The 24,918-nt window shown below is 35.2% G+C and carries 22 protein-coding genes; 12 read left to right on the top strand and 10 right to left on the bottom strand.

Features of this window, described 5'->3' with window-relative positions; translation table 11 throughout:
- Positions 1–65: 65 nt before the first annotated feature.
- Positions 66–1,820, bottom strand: coding sequence for a transcription termination factor Rho (rho, locus tag IEV69_RS07320; RefSeq protein WP_188441028.1), 1,755 nt, complete (start codon positions 1,818–1,820; stop codon positions 66–68).
- Between the two features lie 200 nt (positions 1,821–2,020).
- Between rho and IEV69_RS07315 the strand changes: the two genes are divergently transcribed.
- Positions 2,021–2,431, top strand: a complete 411-nt coding sequence (locus IEV69_RS07315; RefSeq protein WP_188441026.1) for a DUF4293 domain-containing protein — start codon at positions 2,021–2,023, stop codon at positions 2,429–2,431.
- A gap of 64 nt (positions 2,432–2,495) precedes the next feature.
- Here IEV69_RS07315 and IEV69_RS07310 read toward each other — a convergent pair whose 3' ends face one another.
- Positions 2,496–2,987: a metallophosphoesterase family protein gene (locus IEV69_RS07310; protein WP_188441024.1), complete on the bottom strand. Its 492-nt coding sequence runs from the start codon at positions 2,985–2,987 to the stop codon at positions 2,496–2,498.
- A gap of 79 nt (positions 2,988–3,066) precedes the next feature.
- Between IEV69_RS07310 and truA the strand changes: the two genes are divergently transcribed.
- Both truA and IEV69_RS07300 read left to right on the top strand, forming a co-directional pair.
- Positions 3,067–3,810 carry a tRNA pseudouridine(38-40) synthase TruA gene (gene truA / locus IEV69_RS07305; protein WP_188441022.1) on the top strand — a complete coding sequence of 248 codons (744 nt, stop codon included), beginning with the start codon at positions 3,067–3,069 and terminating at the stop codon, positions 3,808–3,810.
- 3 nt (positions 3,811–3,813) lie between these two features.
- Entirely contained in the window at positions 3,814–5,580 is a 1,767-nt protein-coding gene (locus tag IEV69_RS07300; RefSeq protein ID WP_188441020.1) for an ABC transporter ATP-binding protein, read from the top strand.
- Between the two features lie 45 nt (positions 5,581–5,625).
- Here IEV69_RS07300 and ettA read toward each other — a convergent pair whose 3' ends face one another.
- A complete protein-coding gene (gene ettA / locus IEV69_RS07295; RefSeq protein ID WP_188441018.1) occupies positions 5,626–7,317 on the bottom strand; it encodes an energy-dependent translational throttle protein EttA in 1,692 nt (563 codons plus the stop codon).
- A 65-nt stretch (positions 7,318–7,382) separates the two neighbouring features.
- Positions 7,383–7,571 carry a CAL67264 family membrane protein gene (locus tag IEV69_RS07290; RefSeq protein WP_188441016.1) on the bottom strand — a complete coding sequence of 63 codons (189 nt, stop codon included), beginning with the start codon at positions 7,569–7,571 and terminating at the stop codon, positions 7,383–7,385.
- Positions 7,572–7,763: 192 nt separating this feature from the next.
- Between IEV69_RS07290 and IEV69_RS07285 the strand changes: the two genes are divergently transcribed.
- Together IEV69_RS07285 and IEV69_RS07280 are read left to right on the top strand one after the other, a co-directional pair.
- The gene (locus IEV69_RS07285; protein WP_188441014.1) at positions 7,764–9,392 is read left to right on the top strand and encodes an acyl-CoA carboxylase subunit beta; all 1,629 of its coding nucleotides are present in this window, start codon (positions 7,764–7,766) and stop codon (positions 9,390–9,392) included.
- 54 nt (positions 9,393–9,446) lie between these two features.
- Positions 9,447–9,953 (top strand): VOC family protein, encoded by a 507-nt coding sequence (locus IEV69_RS07280; RefSeq protein ID WP_188441012.1) that lies wholly within the window; start codon positions 9,447–9,449, stop codon positions 9,951–9,953.
- Between the two features lie 7 nt (positions 9,954–9,960).
- On the opposite strand, the gene IEV69_RS07275 is transcribed toward IEV69_RS07280, so the two are convergent.
- The 4 genes from IEV69_RS07275 to IEV69_RS07260 form a co-directional block, all read right to left on the bottom strand.
- On the bottom strand, positions 9,961–12,354 hold the full coding sequence (locus IEV69_RS07275; protein WP_188441010.1) for a heavy metal translocating P-type ATPase: 2,394 nt from the start codon (positions 12,352–12,354) through the stop codon (positions 9,961–9,963).
- Between the two features lie 98 nt (positions 12,355–12,452).
- Complete coding sequence (locus tag IEV69_RS07270; protein ID WP_188441008.1) at positions 12,453–13,025, bottom strand: YceI family protein; 573 nt, start codon at positions 13,023–13,025, stop codon at positions 12,453–12,455.
- An 84-nt stretch (positions 13,026–13,109) separates the two neighbouring features.
- Positions 13,110–14,378, bottom strand: coding sequence for a hypothetical protein (locus IEV69_RS07265; protein WP_188441006.1), 1,269 nt, complete (start codon positions 14,376–14,378; stop codon positions 13,110–13,112).
- A 48-nt stretch (positions 14,379–14,426) separates the two neighbouring features.
- A complete protein-coding gene (locus tag IEV69_RS07260; protein ID WP_188441005.1) occupies positions 14,427–15,002 on the bottom strand; it encodes a YceI family protein in 576 nt (191 codons plus the stop codon).
- A 151-nt stretch (positions 15,003–15,153) separates the two neighbouring features.
- Between IEV69_RS07260 and IEV69_RS07255 the strand changes: the two genes are divergently transcribed.
- The 7 genes from IEV69_RS07255 to miaA all read left to right on the top strand — a co-directional run bounded on the left by IEV69_RS07255 (position 15,154) and on the right by miaA (position 22,572).
- Positions 15,154–16,383 (top strand): PAS domain-containing sensor histidine kinase, encoded by a 1,230-nt coding sequence (locus tag IEV69_RS07255; RefSeq protein ID WP_188441003.1) that lies wholly within the window; start codon positions 15,154–15,156, stop codon positions 16,381–16,383.
- A gap of 10 nt (positions 16,384–16,393) precedes the next feature.
- Positions 16,394–17,443, top strand: a complete 1,050-nt coding sequence (locus tag IEV69_RS07250; protein ID WP_188441001.1) for a response regulator — start codon at positions 16,394–16,396, stop codon at positions 17,441–17,443.
- 14 nt (positions 17,444–17,457) lie between these two features.
- Complete coding sequence (locus IEV69_RS07245) at positions 17,458–18,696, top strand: DUF1015 domain-containing protein (protein WP_188440999.1); 1,239 nt, start codon at positions 17,458–17,460, stop codon at positions 18,694–18,696.
- 24 nt (positions 18,697–18,720) lie between these two features.
- A complete protein-coding gene (locus tag IEV69_RS07240) occupies positions 18,721–19,374 on the top strand; it encodes a YggS family pyridoxal phosphate-dependent enzyme (protein ID WP_188440997.1) in 654 nt (217 codons plus the stop codon).
- Between the two features lie 5 nt (positions 19,375–19,379).
- Positions 19,380–20,741, top strand: coding sequence for an exonuclease domain-containing protein (locus tag IEV69_RS07235; RefSeq protein ID WP_188440995.1), 1,362 nt, complete (start codon positions 19,380–19,382; stop codon positions 20,739–20,741).
- A 63-nt stretch (positions 20,742–20,804) separates the two neighbouring features.
- Positions 20,805–21,656, top strand: coding sequence for an ion transporter (locus IEV69_RS07230; RefSeq protein ID WP_188440994.1), 852 nt, complete (start codon positions 20,805–20,807; stop codon positions 21,654–21,656).
- Positions 21,657–21,660: 4 nt separating this feature from the next.
- Positions 21,661–22,572 carry a tRNA (adenosine(37)-N6)-dimethylallyltransferase MiaA gene (miaA, locus tag IEV69_RS07225; protein ID WP_188440992.1) on the top strand — a complete coding sequence of 304 codons (912 nt, stop codon included), beginning with the start codon at positions 21,661–21,663 and terminating at the stop codon, positions 22,570–22,572.
- 32 nt (positions 22,573–22,604) lie between these two features.
- Here miaA and IEV69_RS07220 read toward each other — a convergent pair whose 3' ends face one another.
- Both IEV69_RS07220 and IEV69_RS07215 read right to left on the bottom strand, forming a co-directional pair.
- Positions 22,605–23,321, bottom strand: a complete 717-nt coding sequence (locus IEV69_RS07220) for a response regulator transcription factor (RefSeq protein WP_188440990.1) — start codon at positions 23,319–23,321, stop codon at positions 22,605–22,607.
- 3 nt (positions 23,322–23,324) lie between these two features.
- Positions 23,325–24,896, bottom strand: a complete 1,572-nt coding sequence (locus IEV69_RS07215; protein WP_188440988.1) for a sensor histidine kinase — start codon at positions 24,894–24,896, stop codon at positions 23,325–23,327.
- Positions 24,897–24,918: the final 22 nt, after the last annotated feature.

Here is a 24,918-nt window from a genome sequence, read left to right as displayed (position 1 = left end):
ATGCCACATAAAAAAGGCGCTACAAATTATGCAGCACCTTTTTAACTTATAATTATTAGGATTTCCTATCCGTTCATCGAGATCAGAAATTCTTCATTGTTTCTGGTTTGTTTTACTCTGTCATGAATAAACTCCATTGCTTCTACAGGATTCATGTCAGCAAGGTATTTTCTCATAACCCACATACGTTGCAGAGTTTTTTCTTCTAACAATAAATCATCACGACGCGTGCTTGATGCGTTCAAATCCACTGCCGGGAATATTCTACGGTTAGAGATTTTTCTATCCAACTGAAGTTCCATATTACCAGTACCTTTGAATTCTTCAAAAATAACTTCATCCATTTTAGAACCGGTATCAGTCAATGCTGTTGCAATGATACTCAATGATCCACCGTTTTCAATATTACGGGCTGCACCAAAAAATCGTTTTGGTTTGTGAAGTGCATTGGCGTCAACACCCCCACTCAATATTTTACCGGATGCCGGCTGAACAGTATTGTAAGCTCGAGCTAAACGGGTAATTGAATCCAAAAGAATAACAACATCATGACCACATTCAACCAATCGTTTTGCTTTTTCCAAAACAATATTGGCAACTCTCACGTGTTCATTAGCTTCTTTATCAAATGTTGAAGCTACCACTTCACCATTTACATTTCGTTGCATATCAGTAACCTCTTCAGGGCGTTCATCAATTAATAAAATCATTTGATAAACTTCAGGGTGATTGGCCGCTATGGCATTGGCAATTTCTTTTAATAAAACAGTTTTACCTGTTTTAGGTTGTGAAACGATCATTCCACGTTGCCCTTTCCCAATAGGTGAAAACAAATCCATTATGCGAGTAGAAATCGTGCTTTGTTTTTCAGCTAATTTAAATTTCTCCTGTGGGAAAAGTGGTGTTAAGTGTTCAAAAGCAATACGATCTCTTACTACGTTTGGGTTTAAACCATTGATGCGAATCACCTTGATTAAAGGAAAGTATTTTTCACCTTCTTTTGGAGGTCTTACCTCACCTAAAACGGTATCACCGGTTTTTAATCCAAAAAGGCGAATTTGTGATTGTGAAACATAAATATCGTCAGGAGATGATAAATAATTATAATCACTTGAACGCAAAAATCCATAACCATCTTGCATTATGTCAAGAACACCTTCACTTTGAATGATTCCATCAAACTCATAATCTGGCTCACGATAGCGGTTGCGCTTGTCTTTATTTCCTTGATGATTGCTTTGGTTATTCTGATTGCTTTGATTATTGTTGCTCTTATTACCTGAACTTTGATGGTCTTGTTGATTTTTATTGTGCTTTTGATTTTGAGCAGGTTTAGAATCCCCAATATCTTTTTTAGAATCACCTTTCCCAGACTCTCTCTTATCAGTTGAGTTGTGTGGTTTTGGGTTTTGTTTTTTATCCTGGTTGTGTTGACTGGCTGGTTTATTCTGTTCTTTATTGTCAACAGGTTTTTGAGCTGTGTTCTGGTTAGAATGCTCCTTTTTTTGGTCTTGTTCTTTATTAGAGCTCACAGGTTTTGGTTTTGATTTTTTTTGATTTTTGTTTTGAGAGCGATTGTCTCTAGAATCTCTTTGCTTATTTGGAGCATTAGAGTCTTGTTGTTTAGGAGAGCTTTTGTCATCACCTTTTACTTCTTTAACAAGTGGCGCAACAGCTTTAGGATTGGCAGCCTGGTAATCGAGAATTTGATAAACAAGCTCTAATTTTTTTAATGAGCGGTATTTTGGAACACCTAAAGTTTTAGCAATTTCCTGTAGTTCAGGTAGCTTCTGCTCTTTTAAATCTGAAATTTCAAACATGAATGGTATTGAATTATAAAGTTATCGTACTTTTTAAAATAAAAATTTTGAAGATGGTAATTTGATATTATCTGGAAGATAAACAACCGCTATTGAGTGGGTTGTGAATTACTGATGCAATAATACAACAATATTTTAATTTTTGATAGAATTTTTTTAAAAAGAAACATTATTTTTGCTTCACAAACAAGATAAAAAACATGATTCAACGCATCCAGTCTTTATATATGTTTTTAGTCGCACTTATAATGGGCGGACTCTTTACATGGTTTCCGGAAGTGAAAAATGAAACAGGTGATCTTTTATATACCAGAGATGAACCCGTGTTTTTTGCATTGATTTTTATTTCGATTGCTTTGGCAATAATTGCCATCCTTACATATAAAAAAAGAAAAAGACAATTTGTTTTAAATCGATTAAACATCTTGTCAAACTTTATTTTACTAGGAGTTTTCGTTTATCGGTCGCTAAGTGTACCTGGAGAAACTTTGGTTTCAGAGAAGGGTATTGGGATGTTTCTTCCTATTCTTTCTATCGTTTTATTAGTGATGGCCAACAGGGCTATCATCAAGGATGAAAATCTCGTAAAATCTGTTGACAGATTGCGCTAAACCTTAAATCTTAGTAGTATTAGTGAAAAAAACCCGAAGCATGCCAACTTCGGGTTTTTTGTTTTTACCTTTTAAACTCTACAACTTCCAAATCTTTTATACTTCCGGAATCAACCACAAAACGCAGCATCGTGCACACTCTGTGAAAACCGTGTTTTCCTGCTGCACCGGGATTCATAAACAAAACCCCGTTTTTTTTATCGTGCATCACTTTTAATATATGAGAATGCCCGCAGATAAAAAGCTTTGGTGGGTTTTGTTTGATTTCCCCCCTGATATCCGGATTGTATCTCCCTGGGGAACCACCAATATGAGTTATCCAAACATCTACTCCTTCACAATAAAAACGCTGATGCAGTGGGTATTGCGATCTCATTTTTGAATCATCAATATTGCCATAAACAGCACGTAAAGGTTTTAAGCTTTCAATGGCATCTGTCACCTCAAAACTTCCAATATCACCGGCATGCCAAACTTCATCTGCCTGAGCCACATATTTTAAAATAGTATCATCAATATGACTGTGAGTATCTGAAAGTAATAGAATTTTTTTCACAATTAATTATAATTTGCTTTTGCACAAACCAAAAACAGGTTTATGTATCTTTGCCTAGTTTACAAAAATAGAAGTTTCTTTGCGATATTTTATTGAATTGGCATTTAACGGGAAAAATTATCACGGCTGGCAAATACAACCTGACGCTAGTTCTGTGCAACAAACTCTGGAAGAATCTTTAAGTACACTTTTACGAAAAAAAATTGAAATTGTTGGTGCAGGTAGAACAGACGCAGGGGTTCACGCCAAACAACTTTTTGCACATTTTGACACAGCTGATGACCTCCAAAATGAAAAATTTAAATTTAAATTGAACTCTTTTTTACCCAATGATATTGCCGTAAAAAGTATTTCTAAAGTAAATGAAACAGCCCATGCCCGTTTTGATGCATTGTGCAGAACATACGAATATCACGTTCATACAGAAAAAGATCCTTTTTTGGACACCTTTAGTTATCGGGTAGTGCAGATACCTGATATTAAGAAAATGAATGAGGCAGCAGAAATGTTATGCCACTATACAAACTTTCAATGTTTTTCAAAGTCAAAAACCGATGTAAAAACTTATCATTGTAAAGTGAAAGTGGCTGCTTGGGAACAACATGAAAACAGACTGATATTTACTATCACTGCCGATCGTTTTTTAAGAAATATGGTGCGCGCAATCGTTGGAACCCTATTAGAAATAGGTTTAGGTAAGATGGAGGTAAACAAAATGCACGAAATTATTGAAAGTAAAAACAGAAGTAATGCCGGAGCTTCAGTTCCCGCAAAAGGATTGTATTTAACCAACATTACTTACCCTAAAGAATTATTTATTTAAACTATGGCATCAACAGGACAGGCATTTGATTTTAAACTGTTTAAGCGTTTACTGAGGCACACCAAACCTTACAATCACATTTTCTGGTTTGTTGCCATAGCAGCTATTGTCATGTCTGGCCTTGGGGTTTTAAGACCTATCCTTTTACAGTATACAATTGACGATGCTTTTACACCAAAAGACGACGAATTATTGGTTTACTACATTTCTCTAATGGGTGGTGTGCTTTTACTTGAAGTATTGTTTCAATTTGCTTTTATATATTTTTCAAATTTTTTAGGGTATAGTGTCATCCGGGATATTCGTGTAAAACTTTTTGATAAAATACTGCATTTTAAAATGAAGTACTTCGATAAAAGTTCTGTTGGAAGGCTCACTACCAGAGCAGTTAACGATCTGGAAACCATAGCTAGTGTCTTTAGCGAAGGCTTATTTATGATTGCCAGCGATTTATTGAAAATGATTGTGATCATTACTGTGATGTTAGTAACCAGTTGGGAACTTTCACTACTGGTTTTTGCTATGCTCCCAATCATTTTATATGCTACAAGACTTTTTCAAAAAGCAATGAAAGTAGCTTTTGAAGATGTGCGCAATCAAGTGGCAAACCTCAACTCTTTTGTTCAGGAACGCATCACAGGAATGAAAATAGTGCATCTGTTTACGCGTGAAAATAAAGAGTATTCTAATTTTGAAGTTATTAACGATAAACACAAGATGGGATGGATGAAAACCGTATGGTACAACTCCATCTTTTTTGCAGTAATAGAAATGTTATCTTCAATAACTATTGGAATTGTTGTTTGGTATGGAGGTTTGCAAGCTTTAGAACTGGAAGGAATGACGCTGGGTATTATAGTGATGTTTATAGAATTGGTGCAAATGCTTTTCAGGCCCTTGCGTCAAATTGCTGACAAATTCAACACCCTTCAAATGGGAATGGTTGCTGCCAACAGAGTATTTTCAATTCTTGACACCGAAGCTTCCATTGAAAACAAAGGAACCCAAGAATTTGATGATATCAAAGGACAAATAAAATTTGAAAATGTCTATTTCAGTTATGATGATGAAGAAATGGTCATTAAAGGAATATCGCTTGATGTTCACCCCAACCAAACCGTTGCTATTGTTGGTGCTACCGGCGCGGGAAAATCCACAATCATCAATCTTTTATCTCGATTTTATGAAATAAAAAGCGGTGCGATTTATGTTGATGGAATAAACATTAAAGATGTTTCGTTGAGCAAACTCAGAAAAGGTATTGGTGTCGTTTTACAAGATGTTTTTCTGTTTGCCGATACAATAATGAACAACATTACCTTAAACAATCCTGATGTAACTGAAGAAGAAGTAATTCAAGCTGCAAAAGATATTGGAGTACATCAGTTTATAATGTCATTACCTGACGGGTATAATTATAACGTAAAAGAACGTGGCAGTATGCTTTCATCAGGACAAAGGCAACTCATCGCTTTCCTGAGAGCTTATGTAAGCAATCCAGGAATATTGGTGCTTGATGAAGCCACTTCCTCTGTCGATTCTTATTCTGAACAGTTAATTCAAAATGCAACCGAAAAGATTACTCACAACCGAACATCTATTGTGATTGCCCATCGTTTAGCAACCATCAAAAAGGCTGATGTAATCATAGTTATGGAAGCTGGAGAAATTGTGGAGATGGGCAACCACAAAGAATTACTTCAGATTGAAAACGGGCACTACCGCAATTTATACGAAGTGCAATTTTCTAAAGAAAAAGTGCTTGATTAATCCTCTTTGTGGTTCCTTTTTTTATCGTCACATTCTTTGTATAATTTATCGCACTAATTTGCGATATTTGATGCGTTTTGGCATTAAATCTCCACCAAGACGTTTCTTTTTATTTTCTTCATAATCACTAAAGCTTCCTTCAAAGAAATAAACTTCACTGTTTCCTTCAAACGCTAATATGTGAGTGCAAATTCTATCCAGAAACCATCTATCGTGAGAAATCACCACTGCACAACCGGCAAAGTTTTCTAAACCTTCTTCAAGCGCTCTTAAGGTATTAACATCAAGATCGTTTGTAGGCTCATCGAGTAAAAGCACGTTACCTTCTTCTTTTAAGGTCATTGCCAGGTGAAGTCGGTTACGCTCGCCTCCTGAAAGTGCAGAAACTTTTTTATTTTGTTCACTTCCGCCAAAATTAAACCTGCTTAAATAAGCTCTTGAGTTTACTTGCCTTCCTCCCATCATGATGAGCTCCTGACTGTCACAGAAATTTTCCCAAATGGATTTGTCAGGGTTAATATTGGAATGGTTTTGATCTACATAGGCAATTTTAACTGTTTCACCCGCTTTAAACTCACCTTTATCGGGCTGTTCTTCTCCCATTATCATTCTGAATATGGTTGTTTTTCCGGCTCCATTAGGACCGATAACCCCAACAATTCCTGCTTGTGGCAAATTAAAGTTAAGATTGTCATACAATAATTTATCACCATAGGCTTTGCTTACATTAACCGCTTCAATCACATTGGTACCTAAACGCGGACCATTGGGAATATAAATCTCCAGCTTTTCATCCAGTTGCTTTTGGTCCTGGCTCAATAGTTTGTCATAGTTTTGCAAACGTGCTTTTTGCTTTGATTGCCTTCCTTTGGGCGCCATTCGCACCCATTCTAGCTCACGTTCCAAGGTCTTTTGACGTTTTGAAGCAGTTTTACTTTCCTGAGCAAGTCGTTTGGCTTTTTGGTCTAACCACGAAGAGTAATTACCTTTCCAGGGAATTCCTTCACCTCTATCGAGCTCGAGAATCCAGCCGGCAACATTATCTAAAAAATAACGGTCGTGGGTTACAGCGATTACAGTACCCTTATATTGAGCGAGATGGTGTTCCAGCCAGTGAACACTCTCGGCATCAAGGTGGTTTGTGGGTTCATCGAGTAAAAGCACATCCGGTTCTTTTAATAAAAGACGGCACAAAGCTACACGGCGACGTTCACCTCCTGATAATACACCTATTTTCTGATCGCCTTCTGGAGTGCGCAATGCATCCATGGCAATTTCAAGTTTGGTATCTAGTTCCCATGCATTTGATGCATCAATTTTGTCTTGCAGCTCTGATTGACGGTTCATCAGTTTTTCCATTTTATCAGGATCTGAATAAACCTCTTCCAATCCAAACATATCATTAATTTTGTGGTATTCGTCAAGGATGGCAACAGTTTCGGCTACCCCTTCTTTTACAACTTCCAGTACAGTTTTTTCTTCATCAAGCTGTGGTTCTTGTTCTAAATAACCCACAGAATATCCGGGAGAGAATACAACATCACCCTGATAGTTTTTATCGACACCCGCAATGATTTTTAACAAGGATGATTTTCCTGAACCGTTCAGTCCCAGTATTCCAATCTTGGCACCGTAGAAAAAGCTCAGGTATATTTTCTTTAAAACGGGAGATTGTGCGCCGGGATAGGTTTTAGAAACCCCCGACATTGAAAAAATTACTTTTTTATCGTCAGACATATTGTTTTTGTTTTAAGTAGTGAATGTTGATGGTGAAGTTTAATAAAATATTCTTCAGGCTTTAATTAAACGCGCCCTTTCAACTCATTGAAGACCCAGGCAATGGATAAAAAACCCAGACCTGTAGCACCAAAGCCCCAGCCTGCGACGTCATTATATCTGAACGCTCCCAAGGCAATCAATAATAGCCCCATAATAACCATAATCAATGTAGCCCAACCTAATATTGTATTCTTGTTTGTTTTTTTATTCATTCTTATAAAATTTTTACACTCTAGATTTCTAGAAGGAATGTTTATTTGTCACTTTTTTTTACAATACAAATATCGGTATTTTAAATGAACTTCCTATTTGATTTAAATGCATGTTTTTTGGGTCTGATTTAAAGTTTTTGGACAATTTCGTTTAAAAGGAATTTGTATTTTAGCACAAATTAAATTTATATCATGGACATAAACTTCAATAAAAACGAAGATCACAATAAAATGCTTGTATCAGATTTGCGAAGACGGCTCACAAAGGTCAAATTGGGAGGTGGTGAAAAAAGCATTGAAAAGCACAAAGCAAAAGGAAAAATGACCGCACGTGAACGCATTCAATACCTTTTGGACGAGAAAAAACCAAGTATTGAAATTGGAGCTTTTGCCGGAGATGAAATGTATGAAGAACACGGTGGGTGTCCAAGTGGAGGTGTAGTTATCAAAATGGGCTATGTAAGTGGTAAGCAATGTATCGTCGTTGCAAATGATGCTACTGTAAAAGCAGGTGCTTGGTTTCCCATTACCGGTAAAAAGAATTTAAGAGCACAGGAAATTTCCATTGAAAATAAACTTCCAATTATTTATTTAGTTGATAGCGCGGGAGTCTATCTACCTATGCAGGATGAAATCTTTCCCGATAAGGAACACTTTGGCCGTATTTTTAGAAACAATGCTGTAATGAGCAGTATGGGTATCACTCAAATTGCTGCTGTTATGGGAAGTTGTGTTGCAGGAGGAGCATACCTTCCTATCATGAGTGATGAAGCGCTCATCGTAGATAAAACAGGAAGTATTTTCCTTGCCGGAAGTTATCTGGTCAAAGCAGCTATAGGTGAAGATGTCGACAATGAAACACTTGGAGGTGCTACAACACATTGTGAGATAAGCGGTGTCACAGATTATAAGTCAAAAGATGACAAAGACGCTCTCGATACCATTAAAAATATCGTAAGTAAAATAGGAGATTATGAAAAAGCTGGCTTCAACAGAGTCAAAGCCGTAAAACCCAAAGAAACACAAGATGATATATTCGGGATTGTTCCTCGTTCAAGAGCAGACCAGTATGATATGCTTGAAATCATCAAAAGACTGGTTGACAATTCTGAATTTGATGAATACAAAGAAGGCTATGGTAAAACAATCTTAACCGGATATGCTCGCATCGATGGTTGGGCAGTGGGGATTGTTGCCAATCAGCGAAAACTGGTGAAAACAAAAAAAGGTGAAATGCAGTTTGGTGGCGTAATTTATAGCGACAGTGCCGACAAGGCAACTCGCTTTATAGCCAATTGCAATCAGAAAAAAATTCCATTAGTATTTTTACAAGATGTAACAGGCTTTATGGTTGGAAGTAAAAGTGAACATGGCGGCATTATTAAAGATGGTGCAAAAATGGTAAATGCAGTGAGTAATTCTGTGGTTCCTAAATTCACGATTGTGATAGGAAACTCTTACGGAGCCGGAAATTATGCAATGTGCGGAAAAGCTTACGACCCCAGGCTGATAGTTGCCTGGCCAAGTGCTGAACTTGCTGTTATGAGTGGTAACAGTGCCGCAAAAGTACTTCTGCAAATAGAAACTGCATCCTTGAAAAAGAAAGGAGAGAAAATTACCCCTGAAGTTGAAAAAGAGCTCTATGATAGAATTAAAGCCCGATATGATGAACAAATATCACCTTTTTATGCAGCTGCCCGCCTGTGGACAGATGCCGTCATCAACCCATTAGACACCAGAACCTGGATAAGCATGGGGATAGAAGCCGCAAACCATGCACCTATTGAAAAACCATTCAATCTTGGTGTGATTCAAACCTAATGAAAAATTTAGAGGTTGATATTTATAAACCTTGATAACAAAAACTGACCTATCATGTCTGATGCTAATCAAAATTACGTCATTCCACCAGAGAGCAAAATAGGTCATGTACACCTAAAAATCAGCGACTTAAATAAGTCTCTTAAATTTTATACAGGCTTACTTGGTTTCAAGCTCAAACAAAAGTTTGGTGAAGAGGCCGCTTTTATCGCTGCAGGAAAATATCATCACCATATCGGTCTAAACACCTGGCACAGTAAAAACGGACCTCAACCGGCAAAAAACAGCGTTGGTCTTTTTCATACTGCAATAGTTTATCCATCACGAAAAGATTTAGCAGAAATTCTACAACGGCTATTAAACGCCAATTACCCATTAACCGGAGCTGCAGATCACGGAGTTTCTCAGGCAATTTATCTTGATGACCCTGACGGAAATGGAGTGGAACTTTATTGGGACTATCCTGAAAGTCAATGGCCTAAAAACAACAATGGGGCTCTCGCTATGTTCACAAAACCTCTTGACTTGGAGGGGTTGTTAAGTGAACTGGAAGAAGTTTAATAATTGGTTACTTTAATTTTCTCCCTATTACGTTGGTCATAAAGGTGGTAAATACTACCACGCTAATTGAACTAAGAGGCATTATGATAGCCGCCACAACCGGAGCCAATTGTCCCGTCACTGCAAAGTAAAGCCCCACGATGTTGTATAAAAATGAAATAGCTATACTCGCTTTGATGACAGCAATAGCACTTTTTGAGGCCTTCAAATAAGTAGGCAACTCTTTAAACTTGGATGCATCAAGGATGGCATCACAAGCAGGTGAAAACACGTTGACATTTTCTGAAACTGCAATCCCCACTTCACTCTGTTGCAATGCTCCGGCATCATTTAATCCGTCTCCTACCATCACAACTTTATGACCAAAATCCTGTAACTCTGAAATATATTGTAATTTATCTTTTGGCTTTTGATTGAATGCTATTTGAGTGCCCTTTGGAAGAACGTGTTCCAAATAATCTTTTTCACCTTCATTATCACCGGAAAGAATTCCTAAGTGATAGCACTCACTTAAATTTTGAAACACTTGCTCAACCCCGTCGCGATAGCGGTTTTTAAAAATATATTTTCCTTTATAAATATCATTGGTGCTTATGTGAACTTCTGTTTGATTTGGGACTTGATCAGTGCTTGTTTCAGGATCTAAAACAAAATGAGCACTTCCCACTTTTATGGAGGTCCCTTGTGCTCCGGCCTGCATGCCCTTTCCGGGTAGTTCCTCATAGGCATCCAACGTAAGAATATTGTGTTCTTTAAGATAATCATACAAAGCGCGGCTCAATGGATGATTTGATGTACGTAAAGTTGATTTTAAAATTTCTGTTTCCATTTCGCTTAAAGCGAAACCATTATAACTTACAGTGTTTTTATCACTCGAAGTGATGGTTCCTGTTTTATCAAACAAAATGGTATCTATAGTTGCCAGTTTTTCAATAACACTTGCATTTTTCAGGTAAAACTTTAGTTTACCGAAAATACGTAGCATATTTCCAAGAGTAAACGGAGCCGACATAGCAAGTGCACAAGGACAAGCAATTATTAAAACTGCTGTAAAAGCCTGGATCCCTACCGAAACATCTATAAATGCCCAATAAGCAAGAGATGCAATTGCAATTGCTAAAATTATAATTGTGAAGTATTTACTTATGGAATTGGTCAAGCCCACAAAGGCATGCTCTTTGTCTTTATTAAACACATCATTGCTCCAAAGTTGCGTTAAATAACTTTGTGAAATAGATTTAAGACTCTCCATTTCAAGTGCACCTGAAATTTGCCTGCCTCCGGCAAAGAGTTTATCACCAGAGTGTTTTTGGATGGGAACAGACTCACCTGTCACAAAACTATAATCAATTTGTGCTTTTCCTTTAATGAGAATCCCATCAACAGGGATGAGTTCTTCATTTCGGATGAGTAAGCGGTCTCCTTTTTTTATCTCATAAACCGGAATGGCTTCTTCTTTTCCATTTACAATTCGGGTAACTGAAATGGGAAAATATGATTTATAATCTCTTTCAAACGAAAGAAAATTATATGTTTTTTGCTGAAAGAATTTTCCAAGTAATAAGAAAAAAACCAATCCGCTTAAGCTATCAAAAAAACCTGTTCCAAGGTCAAATGAAATTTCTATAACACTTCTTACAAATAGCACCAGTATACCCAGAGCAAGCGGTACATCAATATTCAAAAAGCCGGCACGGAGTCCTTTAAAAGCAGAAATAAAATAACCCGAAGCTGAATAGAAAAACACCGGAAGAGAAAAAGCAAACATCAACCATCTAAAAAAAGGTTTGTATTGCTCTAACCAATAATCTCCAAAATCAAAATATTCAGGAAATGAAAGAAACATAATATTCCCAAAAGCAAAGCCGGCCACCGCAAGTTTATACATCAGACTGCGATCTACAGGTTTTTGCTTGCCTTCATAATTCTCAAGACTTATATAAGGTTCATAGCCAATATTGCTCAACAAATGCACTACCTCTTTAAAGGTGATTTGTGCTCTTTTAAATTGAATTCTGACTGTTTTTTTGGGAAAGTCTACTTGTGAAGCAATGATACCAGGATTAAGTTTTTGTAGATTCTCCAGAATCCAGATACACGAGCTACAATGAATATGAGGAATGTAAAGTGTTACAATTTGCAAATTTCCATCATTAAACTCAAGGAGCTTTTCAGCTATTTCAGAGTTTTCTAAATAGTCAAATTTGCCCTCCAATTCTTTTGGAATTGCACCAGGTGATGCTTGTAAATCATAATAACATCCAAGGTCATTTTCTGAAAAGAGTTCATAAACTGTTTTACAACCATTGCAACAGAAGTTTTTATTGTCTGAAACAATTTGACCCGAAGTACAGGAATCACCGCAATGATAACAGGTTGAAGTGTTTTTTATAGTTGACATCAAGGGATGCTTAATGATTTAATCGAGCTGCGAAATTCTAAAAATACAAATAAGGATTCTATGAGGAAAATCAGTTTTACAGAAAAGTAATTTGTTAATTATTCTGAAATTTGTAAATCAAAGCCAAAAACGATTTCGATATCTTCCCTTACCACAATCATTCCCATCATTTTTTTGGGAGGTGTCAACCCGAAATCGGTTATATTTAAACAAAGTAAACCTTCAATTGGAGCGAGTTCACCATTGGTTTTAATCGGAACAGTATAATGATTTTTTATGCCGGCTATTTTTAAAACCACCCGTGCTTCCATTTGATGGTTTTTCGTTCTTAATTGCTCTAACTGAAACTGAATGTTAGGATAGTTTTCGGTTTGCAATAAGTCGTGGAAATCTTTATTTATCATTTTATTTCCACAATTAAAACCTTCATTGTTCAACAGCATGTTTACATTTTCAAAATAATAAGTGTCTGATGTTTTTGTATAGGTAACCGGTATTTTTCGCGAAAGCGTTTTAGCATCATAAACACAGGTGAATGTGTTAACGTTGGAAGTGCCTTTAATATATAAAAAGCTCTCTGCTGTTAAATGCACTTTGACCTGATGTGTTGTTTCATTGGTAACAAAAGCAAATGAAAACAACGCAAGTAATATGTATAACCGGTTTTTCATTTTTGGTGAATTTAAGCTGAAATATAATAAAAAAAGGAGAGAGATATTAAAGACCTCTCTCCTCTTCATTGAACTAAAACAAACTTAGAAACTAATAACTGCTTCTATCATAAGACCGTTGAACTTACCTTCGTCAAATCTGTCTCCGGTTGCAAACCCGTCATAGGTTTGGTTTACATATTCAATTTTGGCTAATACATTCTTTGTCATAAACCATCCACCACCGAAGTTCACACGAGTGATATCAATATCTTCTCCTGAACCTAAAAGCTCTCCGCTTACTTGGTTAAAACGACCTCCGATATAGAAGTTTTCAGTGCTTCCAAATCTGTATAGTGCCTCTGCTCCAAGTTGGGTAAACACTCTTGTTTCTTCTTCAGAAGCTGCTTTTCCTTCTGATCTTTCATACATTCCGAAGAATTCAAATCCTTTGTATTTTATGAATGGGTTAATCATTACTGCTGTTAACTGGTTGTTTAATGAAGGGTTAAAACGTCCAGAAGTAAAGTTTCCTGCTGAACTAGCATCAGGCAATTCCATTACCAGGTAGTATCTTGATCCTGCACGGTCACCGGCATATAACCATGTTCTTGCCGTGTGGGCTGTATGGTATAAAGATCCAGTAACACGCACTCTTAAATCATCATTCATTTGCTTGTCATACCCTAATTTCATCAATAAAGATGGGCTGGTAGTTTTAGGTCTGTTTACTGCCTGATTCAATTTGCCATTTGATACACCTACCATACCTAAGAATCCATTTTTTTGGAAGTAAATCTCACCTCCTACTTCAGTGGTAAAGGAGTCCATAATATAGTTTCCAACAAAAGGATTGTAGAAAGCCTGAGCGTTATCACTTCTTCTGAAGTGAGCATCACCATAGTTGTTTTCCATATGTCCAAATTTAATGGTCACATATTTCATAGTCTCTGCAAGGAATCCTTCACTTAAAAAGTTGAAGTTATCAATTTGCATATATCCTCCTTTTACATAAGGCTCCGGGTGGTGACGAGAAGACAGATACGTTCTCAAATGCATTCTAAGACCATCTGCCAATGCAACGTCAAGATCAAGGTTTGCTGTTGCTAAATTGAAATTGTCACCAATTTCAATTAATTCTACAGCACCGCTATTTTCGTGATCAAGTGCTTGAAATTGTAGTGCTGATGCTCCACCTACTCTTACTTTAATACCGTCAAATGTTGAGACTGTATCTTTTGGTGCTTCAAAAACGTTGATACCGTCTTTGTCAGGGCTTCTGTAGTTGTCAAGTTTACGTTTATCTTGAGCAAAAGTTGTTGCTGCCATTAAGATTGCAACAAGTACCAGGGTTAGTTTTTTTATTGTTTTCATAATTTTGGGTTTTAAAAATTTGTTGTTTCTATTAGGTTTGTTTTATATTTAGTTATAAAGTACTTCAAAGTCTAAAGTGATGTCCTCGCCGGTTTTTACGGTTCCCATCAATGCTTTTGGTGGTTCAACATTATAATGTGTCATATTGATTTTTACTTTCCCGGCAAATGTTAATTTATTGCCATTTACTTTTACATTAAATGTAATTGGAACCTGCTTGGTTTGACCTGCTATTGAAAGGTTTCCTGTAGTTTCTAATGTATAGTTATTTGAACCCTTATCAATTATTTTGTTGACCTTTGTCAATTTATAATTGATTGTTTTGTGCTTTTTAGTATCTAAAGCGTTGTATGCGTTTTTATCCATACCGCTTTTACCACTTTTTAAGCTTTCAACTTCAACTGAATAAGTTAATTTATCTATAGCTGATAGTTTATCGTCTTCTATTGTAAAGGTTGCATCACCAGACATTTTTTCAGCTTTCATGTCCCAGTCGTGAATATTTGATGTTCCAAATACAGTCATGTTACTACTTGCTGAATTCACTTTTGCAGTTTGCGCATTTATTTGCTGAGTTATAAAAACTGCCAGAAAAATAATTGCTAAGTTTTTTAAAGTTTTCATTTTAGTATGTATTTAATTGTTTTGTTTCTAATTAATGGTACAAATGTCATACAGAAGCATTGATTAAACTATGATAATTATCACATTTTAAAAATATGACTCAGTATGCAAAAAACTTTTACCTGATAAAGAGATTCATTAACTTTGAGCAATGAAAATCTTTGAACAAAGTAACAGCTTACTTAACTTACTATCAGAAGCCATATCAGAAGGTGTGGTTATTGTCGATGAATCCCAAAATATTGTTTCTGTGAATAATTCATTAGAGGCTATGTTTGGCTTTAGTTCTGAAGAACTTTTAGGTAAACATCTCAATATTTTAATTCCAAAAAATATTCACAGTGCTCATAAAAAATATGTCACTGATTTTGTTGAACAAAGTGACAAAAGACAAATGGGACATGGAAGAAATCTTTTTGGTGTTCACAAATCTGGAAAACATATTCCTGTTGAAGCCGGATTAAACCCATTTAAATGGGATGGCAAACGTTATGTTATGGCGCTGGTAATTGACATAAGTATAAGAAAGCAACAAGAAGAAAAGATTATTCAGCTCAACTATGAACTTGAAGGAAAAATTCAAAAGCGAACAAAAGAACTCAAATTGACCGTTGAAGAGCTTCAAACAGAAATTGAAAAAAGAAAAACAGCTGAAAAAAGAATAAAAAGTGCTTTAAAAAAAGAAAAGGAGCTCAACGAATTAAAGACCAAGTTTCTTTCTATGGTTTCTCATGAGTTTAAAACACCTCTAAGTGGTATTTTAACTTCAACTATTTTGTTGGGAAAATACAAACTCACCGAACAACAAGACAAAAGAGATAAACACCTTAGAACCATTTCAGAAAAGGTACATTACCTTAATAACATTCTCAATGACTTCCTCTCGATTGAACGACTGGACACAGGAAAAATAAACTACAAGCCCACCACGTTTAAATTAAGTAAAATCATTAACGAAGTGGTATACAATGCTAATATGCTCCTAAAAAGAGGTCAAAAGATTTCCTTTCCACCGGAAGTTGACGAATATATCCTTACTCAGGATGAAAAAATTATGGAATTATGTCTTTCTAATTTAATTCACAATGCCATCAAGTATTCCCCTGAAGACACTTCAATTGATATTCAAGTAGAATCAAATCAAAAAATGCTCACTATACAAGTTATTGATGAAGGCATTGGTATTCCTGAAGATGCTCAAAAACATATTTTTAGTCGCTATTTTAGAGCTGAAAACGCTATCAATGACCAGGGAACAGGAATAGGACTCAATATAGTAAAAGGACATTTGAAAAATTTGGGAGGAAAAATTAGTTTTGTAAGTGAGGAGAATAAAGGCTCTACATTTACAATGTCAATACCTCTGGTACATCAACCTTAAAACAAAAACAATGCATAAAGTACTTTTAATTGAAGACGATACTGCGGTTAGAGAAAATACAGCTGAAATTCTAGAACTTTCAGGATATGAAGTCATAACAGCTCCCAACGGAAAAATAGGTGTTGCACAAGCAAAGGAAAACTTGCCCGACATCATAATATGTGATATCATGATGCCTGAACTGGATGGTTACGGTGTGTTAAAAGAACTGGCCTCAGATAGTTCTACAAAATATATCCCTTTTGTATTTCTTTCGGCAAAAACCGAACACAAAGACATTAGAAAAGGAATGGATATGGGTGCAGATGATTATCTTACCAAACCCTTTGAAGAAAATGAACTTATTAGTGCTTTAGAAAGTAGACTTGCCAAAACCGCAATACTCAAAGAGAAGCGTGAGCAAAAAAAGAACACTTTAGACGATGACAGTGGGTTACGTTCCTTAAATGATTTAAAAAATTATCTGGATGACAACGGTAAAGAATTAAAATTCAAAAAAGGTGAATTGATTTTTGAACAAGGTTATAACTCCAATTACATCTACTTGATAAACAAAGGAATTGTAAAATGTCATAAAATTGATGAGTCAGGAAAAGAATTAACAACAGCACTCTTCAAAGAAGATGATTTGTTTGGTTATGCTTCATTAATGCAAAACATACCTTATCAAGAATCTGCAACAGCCATGGAAAACTGTGAGCTTGTAGCAGTATCCAAAGATGAGTTAAAAGAAGTGCTTAACAATAATCATAAGGTAAACTTTGACCTCATCAATTTACTTTCAGATAATCTGGCTGAAATAAAAGATCAATTACTACAAATGGCTTATGGATCAGTCAGAAAAAAAACAGCTGCCACCATTCTACAGTTTGCTGATAAAATGAATAAAAAGAAGGATGAGAGCATAAAAATATCACGAAGCGACCTTGCAAGTGTTGCAGGAATTGCCACCGAAAGTTTAATCAGAACTCTATCCAGTTTTAATAAAGAAGGAATTATTGAAATTGAAGGTAGAAATATAAAAATACTCGACATGGACTTACTTAGAGATATTGATTAAAACCTTCAAAAATTATGACTAAAGTAATTCCATTCAAAGCTGTAAGACCCACAAGAGATAAAGTGGGGCTTATCGCATCACGGGCTTACCAAACTTATACTGTCGCAGAAAGAGAAGCGAGACTGAACAACAATCCATACTCTTTTTTACATATTGTAAATCCAGGTTATAAGTATCATAAAGAAATTTCCGGTATCGAACGATATCAACTGGTAAAAAATCGATATCAAGAATTTAAAGAGGAAGGCATCTTTGTTCAAGATCAAACACCTTGCTATTATATTTATAAAATTGTTGACAGAAACTATCAAACCTATGAAGGAATTATCGCTGCAGCTAGTACCGAAGATTATGAAAAAAATATTATAAAAAAACACGAAGACACAATTGAGGAGCGCGAAACAATTTTTAAAGACTATCTTAAAACTGTGGGGTTTAATGCCGAGCCGGTTTTAATCACCTATCCTGATAACAAACAACTCGCTCAAATCATAAAAAAAAACACCACTCAAAGAGCTGAATATGAATTTACCACAACTTATAAAGACACGCACTACCTTTGGAAAATAAATGACCCAAAAACAGTTGAAAAAATTCAATTTGCATTTGAGCATTGTAACAGCCTTTATATAGCAGATGGTCATCACCGCTCTGCCTCTTCCCTCCTTTTACAACTGGATTTAAAAGCAAAAAACCCAAAACATTCGGGTTCAGAAACTTACAATTATTTTATGAGCTACCTCATTCCAGAATCACACTTGACCATTTATGAATTTAACAGGCTGGTAAAAGATTTAAACGGATTATCAAAAGAAGAATTTTTAATCGCCTTGGATGAACTATTTTTAATTGAAAACCGTGGTCTGGTTTATTATAAACCACTTCAACCACATCATTTCAGTATGTACCTGGACGGAGAGTTTTATTCACTCCAGCTTCGCAAAACAAACTACAAGTTTGAAACTGCACTTGATGATCTTGACGCTCAGATTCTCTATAAAACTGTTTTAGAACCTCTATTGGGAATTAAAGATTTACGCAACGATAACAGAATAGAATATGCTCACGGCCGAAATGATATGGCTTATGTGAAAACAAAAGTTGACAGTGGTGAATTCAGTGTTGGTTTTGGACTCAAACCGGCGACAATAGAACAGCTTAAACAAATTGCAGATCAAGGATTAAAAATGCCACCCAAAAGTACTTATATAGAACCAAAATTAAGAAGCGGAATCACCATCTATGAATTTTAGATATTGGATATTTAAACATAAAATATGATTTCAGAAAATTTAAAAAATATAACAACTTCACTTCCGGAAAATGTAACCCTCGTAGCTGTTTCAAAAACCAAATCGGTAGAGGAAATTTTGGAAGCTTATAATGCCGGGCATCGTGACTTTGGTGAAAACAAAGTTCAGGAAATGACTGGAAAATGGGAAGAATTGCCTAAAGATATCATATGGCATATGATTGGTCACGTGCAACGCAATAAAGTAAAGTATATGGCCCCTTTTGTACACCTCATACACGGTGTGGATAGTTTAAAACTCCTGAAAGAAATCAACAAACAAGCCAAAAAAAATAACAGAACCATCAATTGTTTACTGCAGGTTTACATTGCTAAAGAAAATTCCAAATTTGGTTTAGACCCTGAGGAATTAACACAATTACTGGAAGCAGATACTTTTAAAACTCTAGAAAACGTAAGAATTATTGGGTTAATGGGAATGGCTACATTTACAGACAACAAAGAGCAAATCAATAACGAATTTAAATTTCTCAAAACCCTTTACGATCAACTAAAAAACAAATATGGTCTAAAAGAACTTTCAATGGGAATGAGCAGTGATTATACAATCGCACTTCAAAATGGAAGCACTATGGTGCGCATTGGTAGTGCTATTTTTGGGGAAAGAAATTACAATTAATCTGTTTGTACGCAATACTCGACATAGAAACCACCGGCGGGAAATACAATGAAGAAGGCATTACTGAAATTGCCATCTACAAATTTGATGGTCATAAAATAGTTGACCAATTTATAAGTCTAGTTAACCCTGAAATTCCCATTCAGCCATTTGTAGTAAACCTTACCGGAATAAATAATGAAATGCTCAGACAAGCTCCCAAATTCTATGAGGTCGCAAAACGCATTGTCGAAATAACCGAAGATGCTATCATTGTAGCCCACAATGCAAAATTTGATTATAGAATTTTACAAACTGAGTTTAACAGACTTGGCTTTGAGTTTACCCGTGAAACGCTTTGCACCGTTGAATTATCAAAAAAGCTACTTCCTGATGTAAAATCCTATAGTTTAGGAAAACTAGTTCGTGAACTGGGAATTCCAATGAGTGACCGGCACAGAGCTTCAGGTGATGCTAAAGCAACGGTAATTTTATTCAAACTACTACTCTCTAAAGATTCAAAAAAAGAAATCATTAGTAATACCATAAGGTTAGAGCCAAAAAGACAACTGGACTCCAAGCTTTTAGACATTATTGAAAAAATCCCTGGTGAAACAGGAGTGTATTATATGCACCGTGAAGATGGAAAAATAATCTATATAGGTAAAAGTAAAAATATAAAAAAACGAATCATTCAACACTTCACTTCAGACAATCGAAAATCTAAAAAAATCCAAGATGAAGTCTATTCAGTTTCCTATGAAAAAACAGGAAGTGATTTAATTGCTCAACTTAAAGAAAGTGAAGAGATTAAAATTAACAAACCCATTTACAACAGAGCACTCAGAAAAACAATCTACCAAAACCAACTGAATAGTTATATTGATGAAAATGGCTACATCAACTTGAAGATTGAAAAAGCCGACGCCAGAAAAAAACCGATCACCACCTTTACAAATTATCAACAAGCAAAAAGCAGTCTTTTTAAAATCACAGAAACCTATGGGCTTTGTCAAAAACTCACTGGTTTATACCAAACTAAAGGAGCTTGTTTTTCCTATACAATAAGAGAATGCGCTGGCGCTTGCATTGGTATTGAAAGCCCTGAAGAATACAACAAAAAAATTGAAGATTTCATCAAAAAAAACAGTTTTGAAAACAATAGCTTTCTAGTCATTGACCGGGGTAGAGACGTTGATGAACGAAGTGTGGTTTATGTAGAAAAAGGTATTTTTAAAGGCATCGCCTTTTACAATCTCAATTATCAGATTACTAATACTGATGTACTAAGTTCACTCATTACTCCAATGGCTAACAATAAAGATGCCCAACACATCATACAAAGTTATTTAAGAAAATATAAAGTCTTAAAAATTATTCCTCTATAATGAATAAAAAGCAAATTTCAAATATGTTTGTTACATTTGACACTTATTCAAGAACACCCGTTTATGTTAATTGAAGAGCCAAAATCAAAAATAGATAAAATAAGACAACGTATTTATATTGTCATTTACGGCACCAATACTAAAGCCGGAAAAATATTTGACATATTTCTTCTTATTTTCATCTTATTGAGTGTTCTAGCGGTGATGTTGGAATCTGTTCAATATATTGATGAACAATATCATGCATTTTTAATAGCTGCAGAGTGGTTCTTCACTATATTATTTTCCATAGAATACATTCTTCGAATTTTCTCCACAAAAAAACCCTGGAAATATATTTTCAGCTTTTACGGAATCATCGACTTTCTGGCAATTTTACCAATGTATCTTTCTTTCTTTTTTACAGGAAGCAACTTATTGGGCAGTATCAGAGCATTAAGGTTATTAAGGCTATTCAGGGTCTTAAAACTGGCTAATTTTATTGGAGAAGCTACCAACCTTAAGGCAGCTTTAAAAGCAAGCCGGGCAAAAATCATTGTTTTTTTATTTACTGTCCTGATAATTGCAATGGTTGTAGGTACTCTAATGTATTTAATAGAAGGGCCCGAATCTGGCTACACGAGTATTCCCAGAGGTATTTACTGGACAGTGGTAACCTTAACAACAGTTGGTTTTGGTGACATCTATCCTCAAACTGCTCTTGGACAATTTTTAGCTATGTTTGTTATGATTACTGGTTATGGAATCATCGCAGTGCCAACCGGGATAGTAAGTGCAGAGTTTGCCAAACAGAAGGGTAATAAAACAAAATCAAACCCTGAAAAGACAAATATCGCCTGTCCTGTATGTAATACAGAAATTCATAATGAAAACGCCAGCTATTGCTATGAATGTGGATCAAAATTAAAAGTTTAATTTTGTGAAAAATCAAAAATACCTTGTTACAATAATTGGCCCAACCGGTATTGGTAAGACAAGTACTTCCATTGCTCTGGCAAAAGAATTTCAATCTGAAATCATCTCTGCAGACTCACGTCAGTTTTACAAAGAAATGCAAATAGGTACAGCAGTACCCAATGAAAAAGAGCTCACTGAAGTTCCTCATCATTTCATTCAACATATTTCTATAAACCAGGATTACAATGTGGGTGACTTTGAAAGTGACGCTTTACAATTACTAAAAGAAAAGTTTAAAAATCATGACATTCTTTTTATGGTTGGTGGCTCCGGTTTGTACATAGATGCCGTTTTAAAAGGTTTGGACACATTTCCTAAAGTGAACTCACAAGTAAGACTTGATTTACAAAAGCTTTTTTTAGAGTCAGGTATCGAGGCTTTACAGGAAAAACTAAAACTACTCGATCCCGAATATTACGAAAAGGTTGATAAAAATAATGCCCACAGACTTATTAGAGCATTAGAAATTTGTATAGGTACAAACAAACCCTATACTTCCTTTTTGGGTAAAAAAAATGCCGGAAGAAATTTTACGCCCATAAAGATTGGCCTTTCCGCGGAAAGAGAAATTATTTATAACCGCATCAATAATAGGGTTAATTTGATGATTGAAAATGGGTTGATAAATGAAGTAAAAAACTTAAATAACAAAAAACATTTGAACGCTTTACAAACAGTTGGCTATACAGAAATGTTTGCTCATTTGGAAGGTGTGATTACTTTTGAAAAAGCGGTGGAAGAAATCAAGAAAAATTCTAGACGATATGCCAAACGGCAGCTCACCTGGTGGAGAAAAGATGAATCAATAAAATGGTTTGAATATGATGATAAAATAGAAAATATCATCAATTATATAAAACTCAAAACGTCCTGATATTTAAGGACGTTTTGAGCGATATACTTCAATTAATTATCTACTTCACTTTTCACAACCAATCGGAAACCTTCTCCGTGAATGTTTAAAATTTCAACACCATCGTCTTTACTGAGATACTTTCTCAGTTTGGCAATATAAACATCCATACTTCGGGAGGTGAAATAGTTGTCATCCCTCCAAATTTTGGTTAATGCAAGTTCACGAGGCATCAAGTCATTTTTATGCAATGCCAGTAAACGAAGCAATTCATTTTCTTTAGGCGAAAGTTTGTCCGGTTTTTGATCATTGTAAGTTAAAAACCTAAGCTTTGAATTTAAATGGAAGTTACCAATTTGAAATTCAAACTGTTTGCTATCTGCTAAAGAATCGGTTGCTTTGCGTTGAATGATGGCCTTAATTTTCATTAACAATACTTCAGAGTCAAAAGGTTTGTTTAGGTAATCATCCGCACCAACTTTGTATCCTTTAAGCACATCCTCTTTCATTGCTTTGGCAGTCAGGAAGATGATTGGAATATCTTCATTCTTCTCCCTGATTTCCTTTGCCAATGTAAATCCGTCTTTATAGGGCATCATTACATCAAGAATGCAAAGATCAAAATCGTCTTTCTTGAATTTTTCAAAGCCTTCCATTCCATTTTTGGCATGTGTGACATTGTAATTATTCATTGTTAAATAATCTTTTAAGACGGTTCCAAAATTGGGATCGTCTTCTACTAAAAGGATTTTTTTATTTTCAGTTTCCATGACTTAAGATATTAATTGAAGTTTAATTATAAAGGTACTTCCTTTTCCTTTCTCACTTTCCACAAATATTTGACCCTGGTGGTCATCTATCATGCGTTTAACATAAGAAAGTCCTAGTCCGTGTCCTTTTACGTTGTGTATATTTCCTTTGTGTTCTCTGTAAAATTTTTCAAAAACTCTTTTAAGAGCTGCTTTGCTCATTCCGCTTCCTTGATCTTGTATTTTTACGACAATATTGTTTTTAACATTTTCAGTAAAGATATCAATTTTAGGGGCTTCAGGTGAATATTTTATAGCATTATCTAATATATTAACCAATACATTTGTAAAATGAGATTCATTTGCCAATATAGATGATTTTTGTGCATCAAAATGTGTTTTGATATATCCACCTCTATCCTCAACAATCAATTCTACATGTGTAATGGCATCTACTATTAGGTCGTGTAATTTTAAGCGTTCTTTCTTTATGTTTAAATCTCTTTTTTCAAGTTTGGATATTCTTAAAACATTTTCAACCTGGGCGTGCATGCGTTTATTCTCATCTCTAATCATTTTTAGATAACGCTGCATTGTTTCTTTATTATCATAAATCATTGGGTTCTTCATAGCGTCTAAAGCCAAATTTATTGTTGCTATGGGTGTTTTGAACTCGTGAGTCATGTTATTGATAAAGTCTGTTTTAATCTCTGATATTTGACGTTGTCTAATGAGCTGTTGTATTGCATTATAATATGCCAATATGATAATTGCTGTTAAAAAAAGGGTCAAAATTCCCATACTCAATACCGATGAAAAAACATATTTTTGCTTTTTTTCAAACGAAACCAATAATTCATATTTATAGCTTCGGTTTTCATCAATGAATAAAGGCACACTATAGGTATCAGGCGATTCGGGATTAAATACAAAATCTTCTGATGCCACTTTTGTTGAAAGCCCTTTACTAAATATAGCAAATTCATAATCCAGGTTTAAATCTCTGGATTCCAGTTGATGTTTAATTAAACTGTTTAATTCTTCAATGCCCACCCGCTTATGGATGGGTATTTGCTTTGCAATGTCTTTAAATGTTTCCCTTAACTGAAACTGTGAAGGTTCTTCAAGCGTTTTGATAGAAAGCTCACTTGTTTCAGTATTCATAGAAGTTCCATCAAGGCCTGGCCTCAATCGAGCTGTAAACTTTCTATTGGTAAATTTTCTAAAGTTTATACTGTCTACATTTACATCCAATATATTGGAAGAAAGCTTGAAATCTTCCTCTAATAAACCACTTGAATAAATAAATGTTTCATTTGTGACATTGTCTGTATTCGTATAAACTATTTCCCTGAAAGTTGACCTATCAGGCTCTCCAATGCTATCGGCTACTTCGGCGTAAAGCCTGTAATAGTACTCCAACTCCTTTAATTGTAGCTCTTTTGATATTGCAATTAATGATTGTCTAACATTATAATGAAACTGATCTTCTTTGTTTTGGAATGAGTTTTTAATCCAATAAACTTGAACAAAAATGATTCCCAATAAACAAAGACTCATAAAAACTATGAGTGTAATAAACAGTTTTTTGCTCATAGCTCAAAAGTAAGATTTTAAC

It is taken from the genome of Planktosalinus lacus, assembly GCF_014640155.1.
Lineage (GTDB): Bacteria > Bacteroidota > Bacteroidia > Flavobacteriales > Flavobacteriaceae > Planktosalinus > Planktosalinus lacus.
Note: the sequence above shows the minus strand (reverse complement) of the source record. Positions and strands in the feature narration are given on the sequence as shown.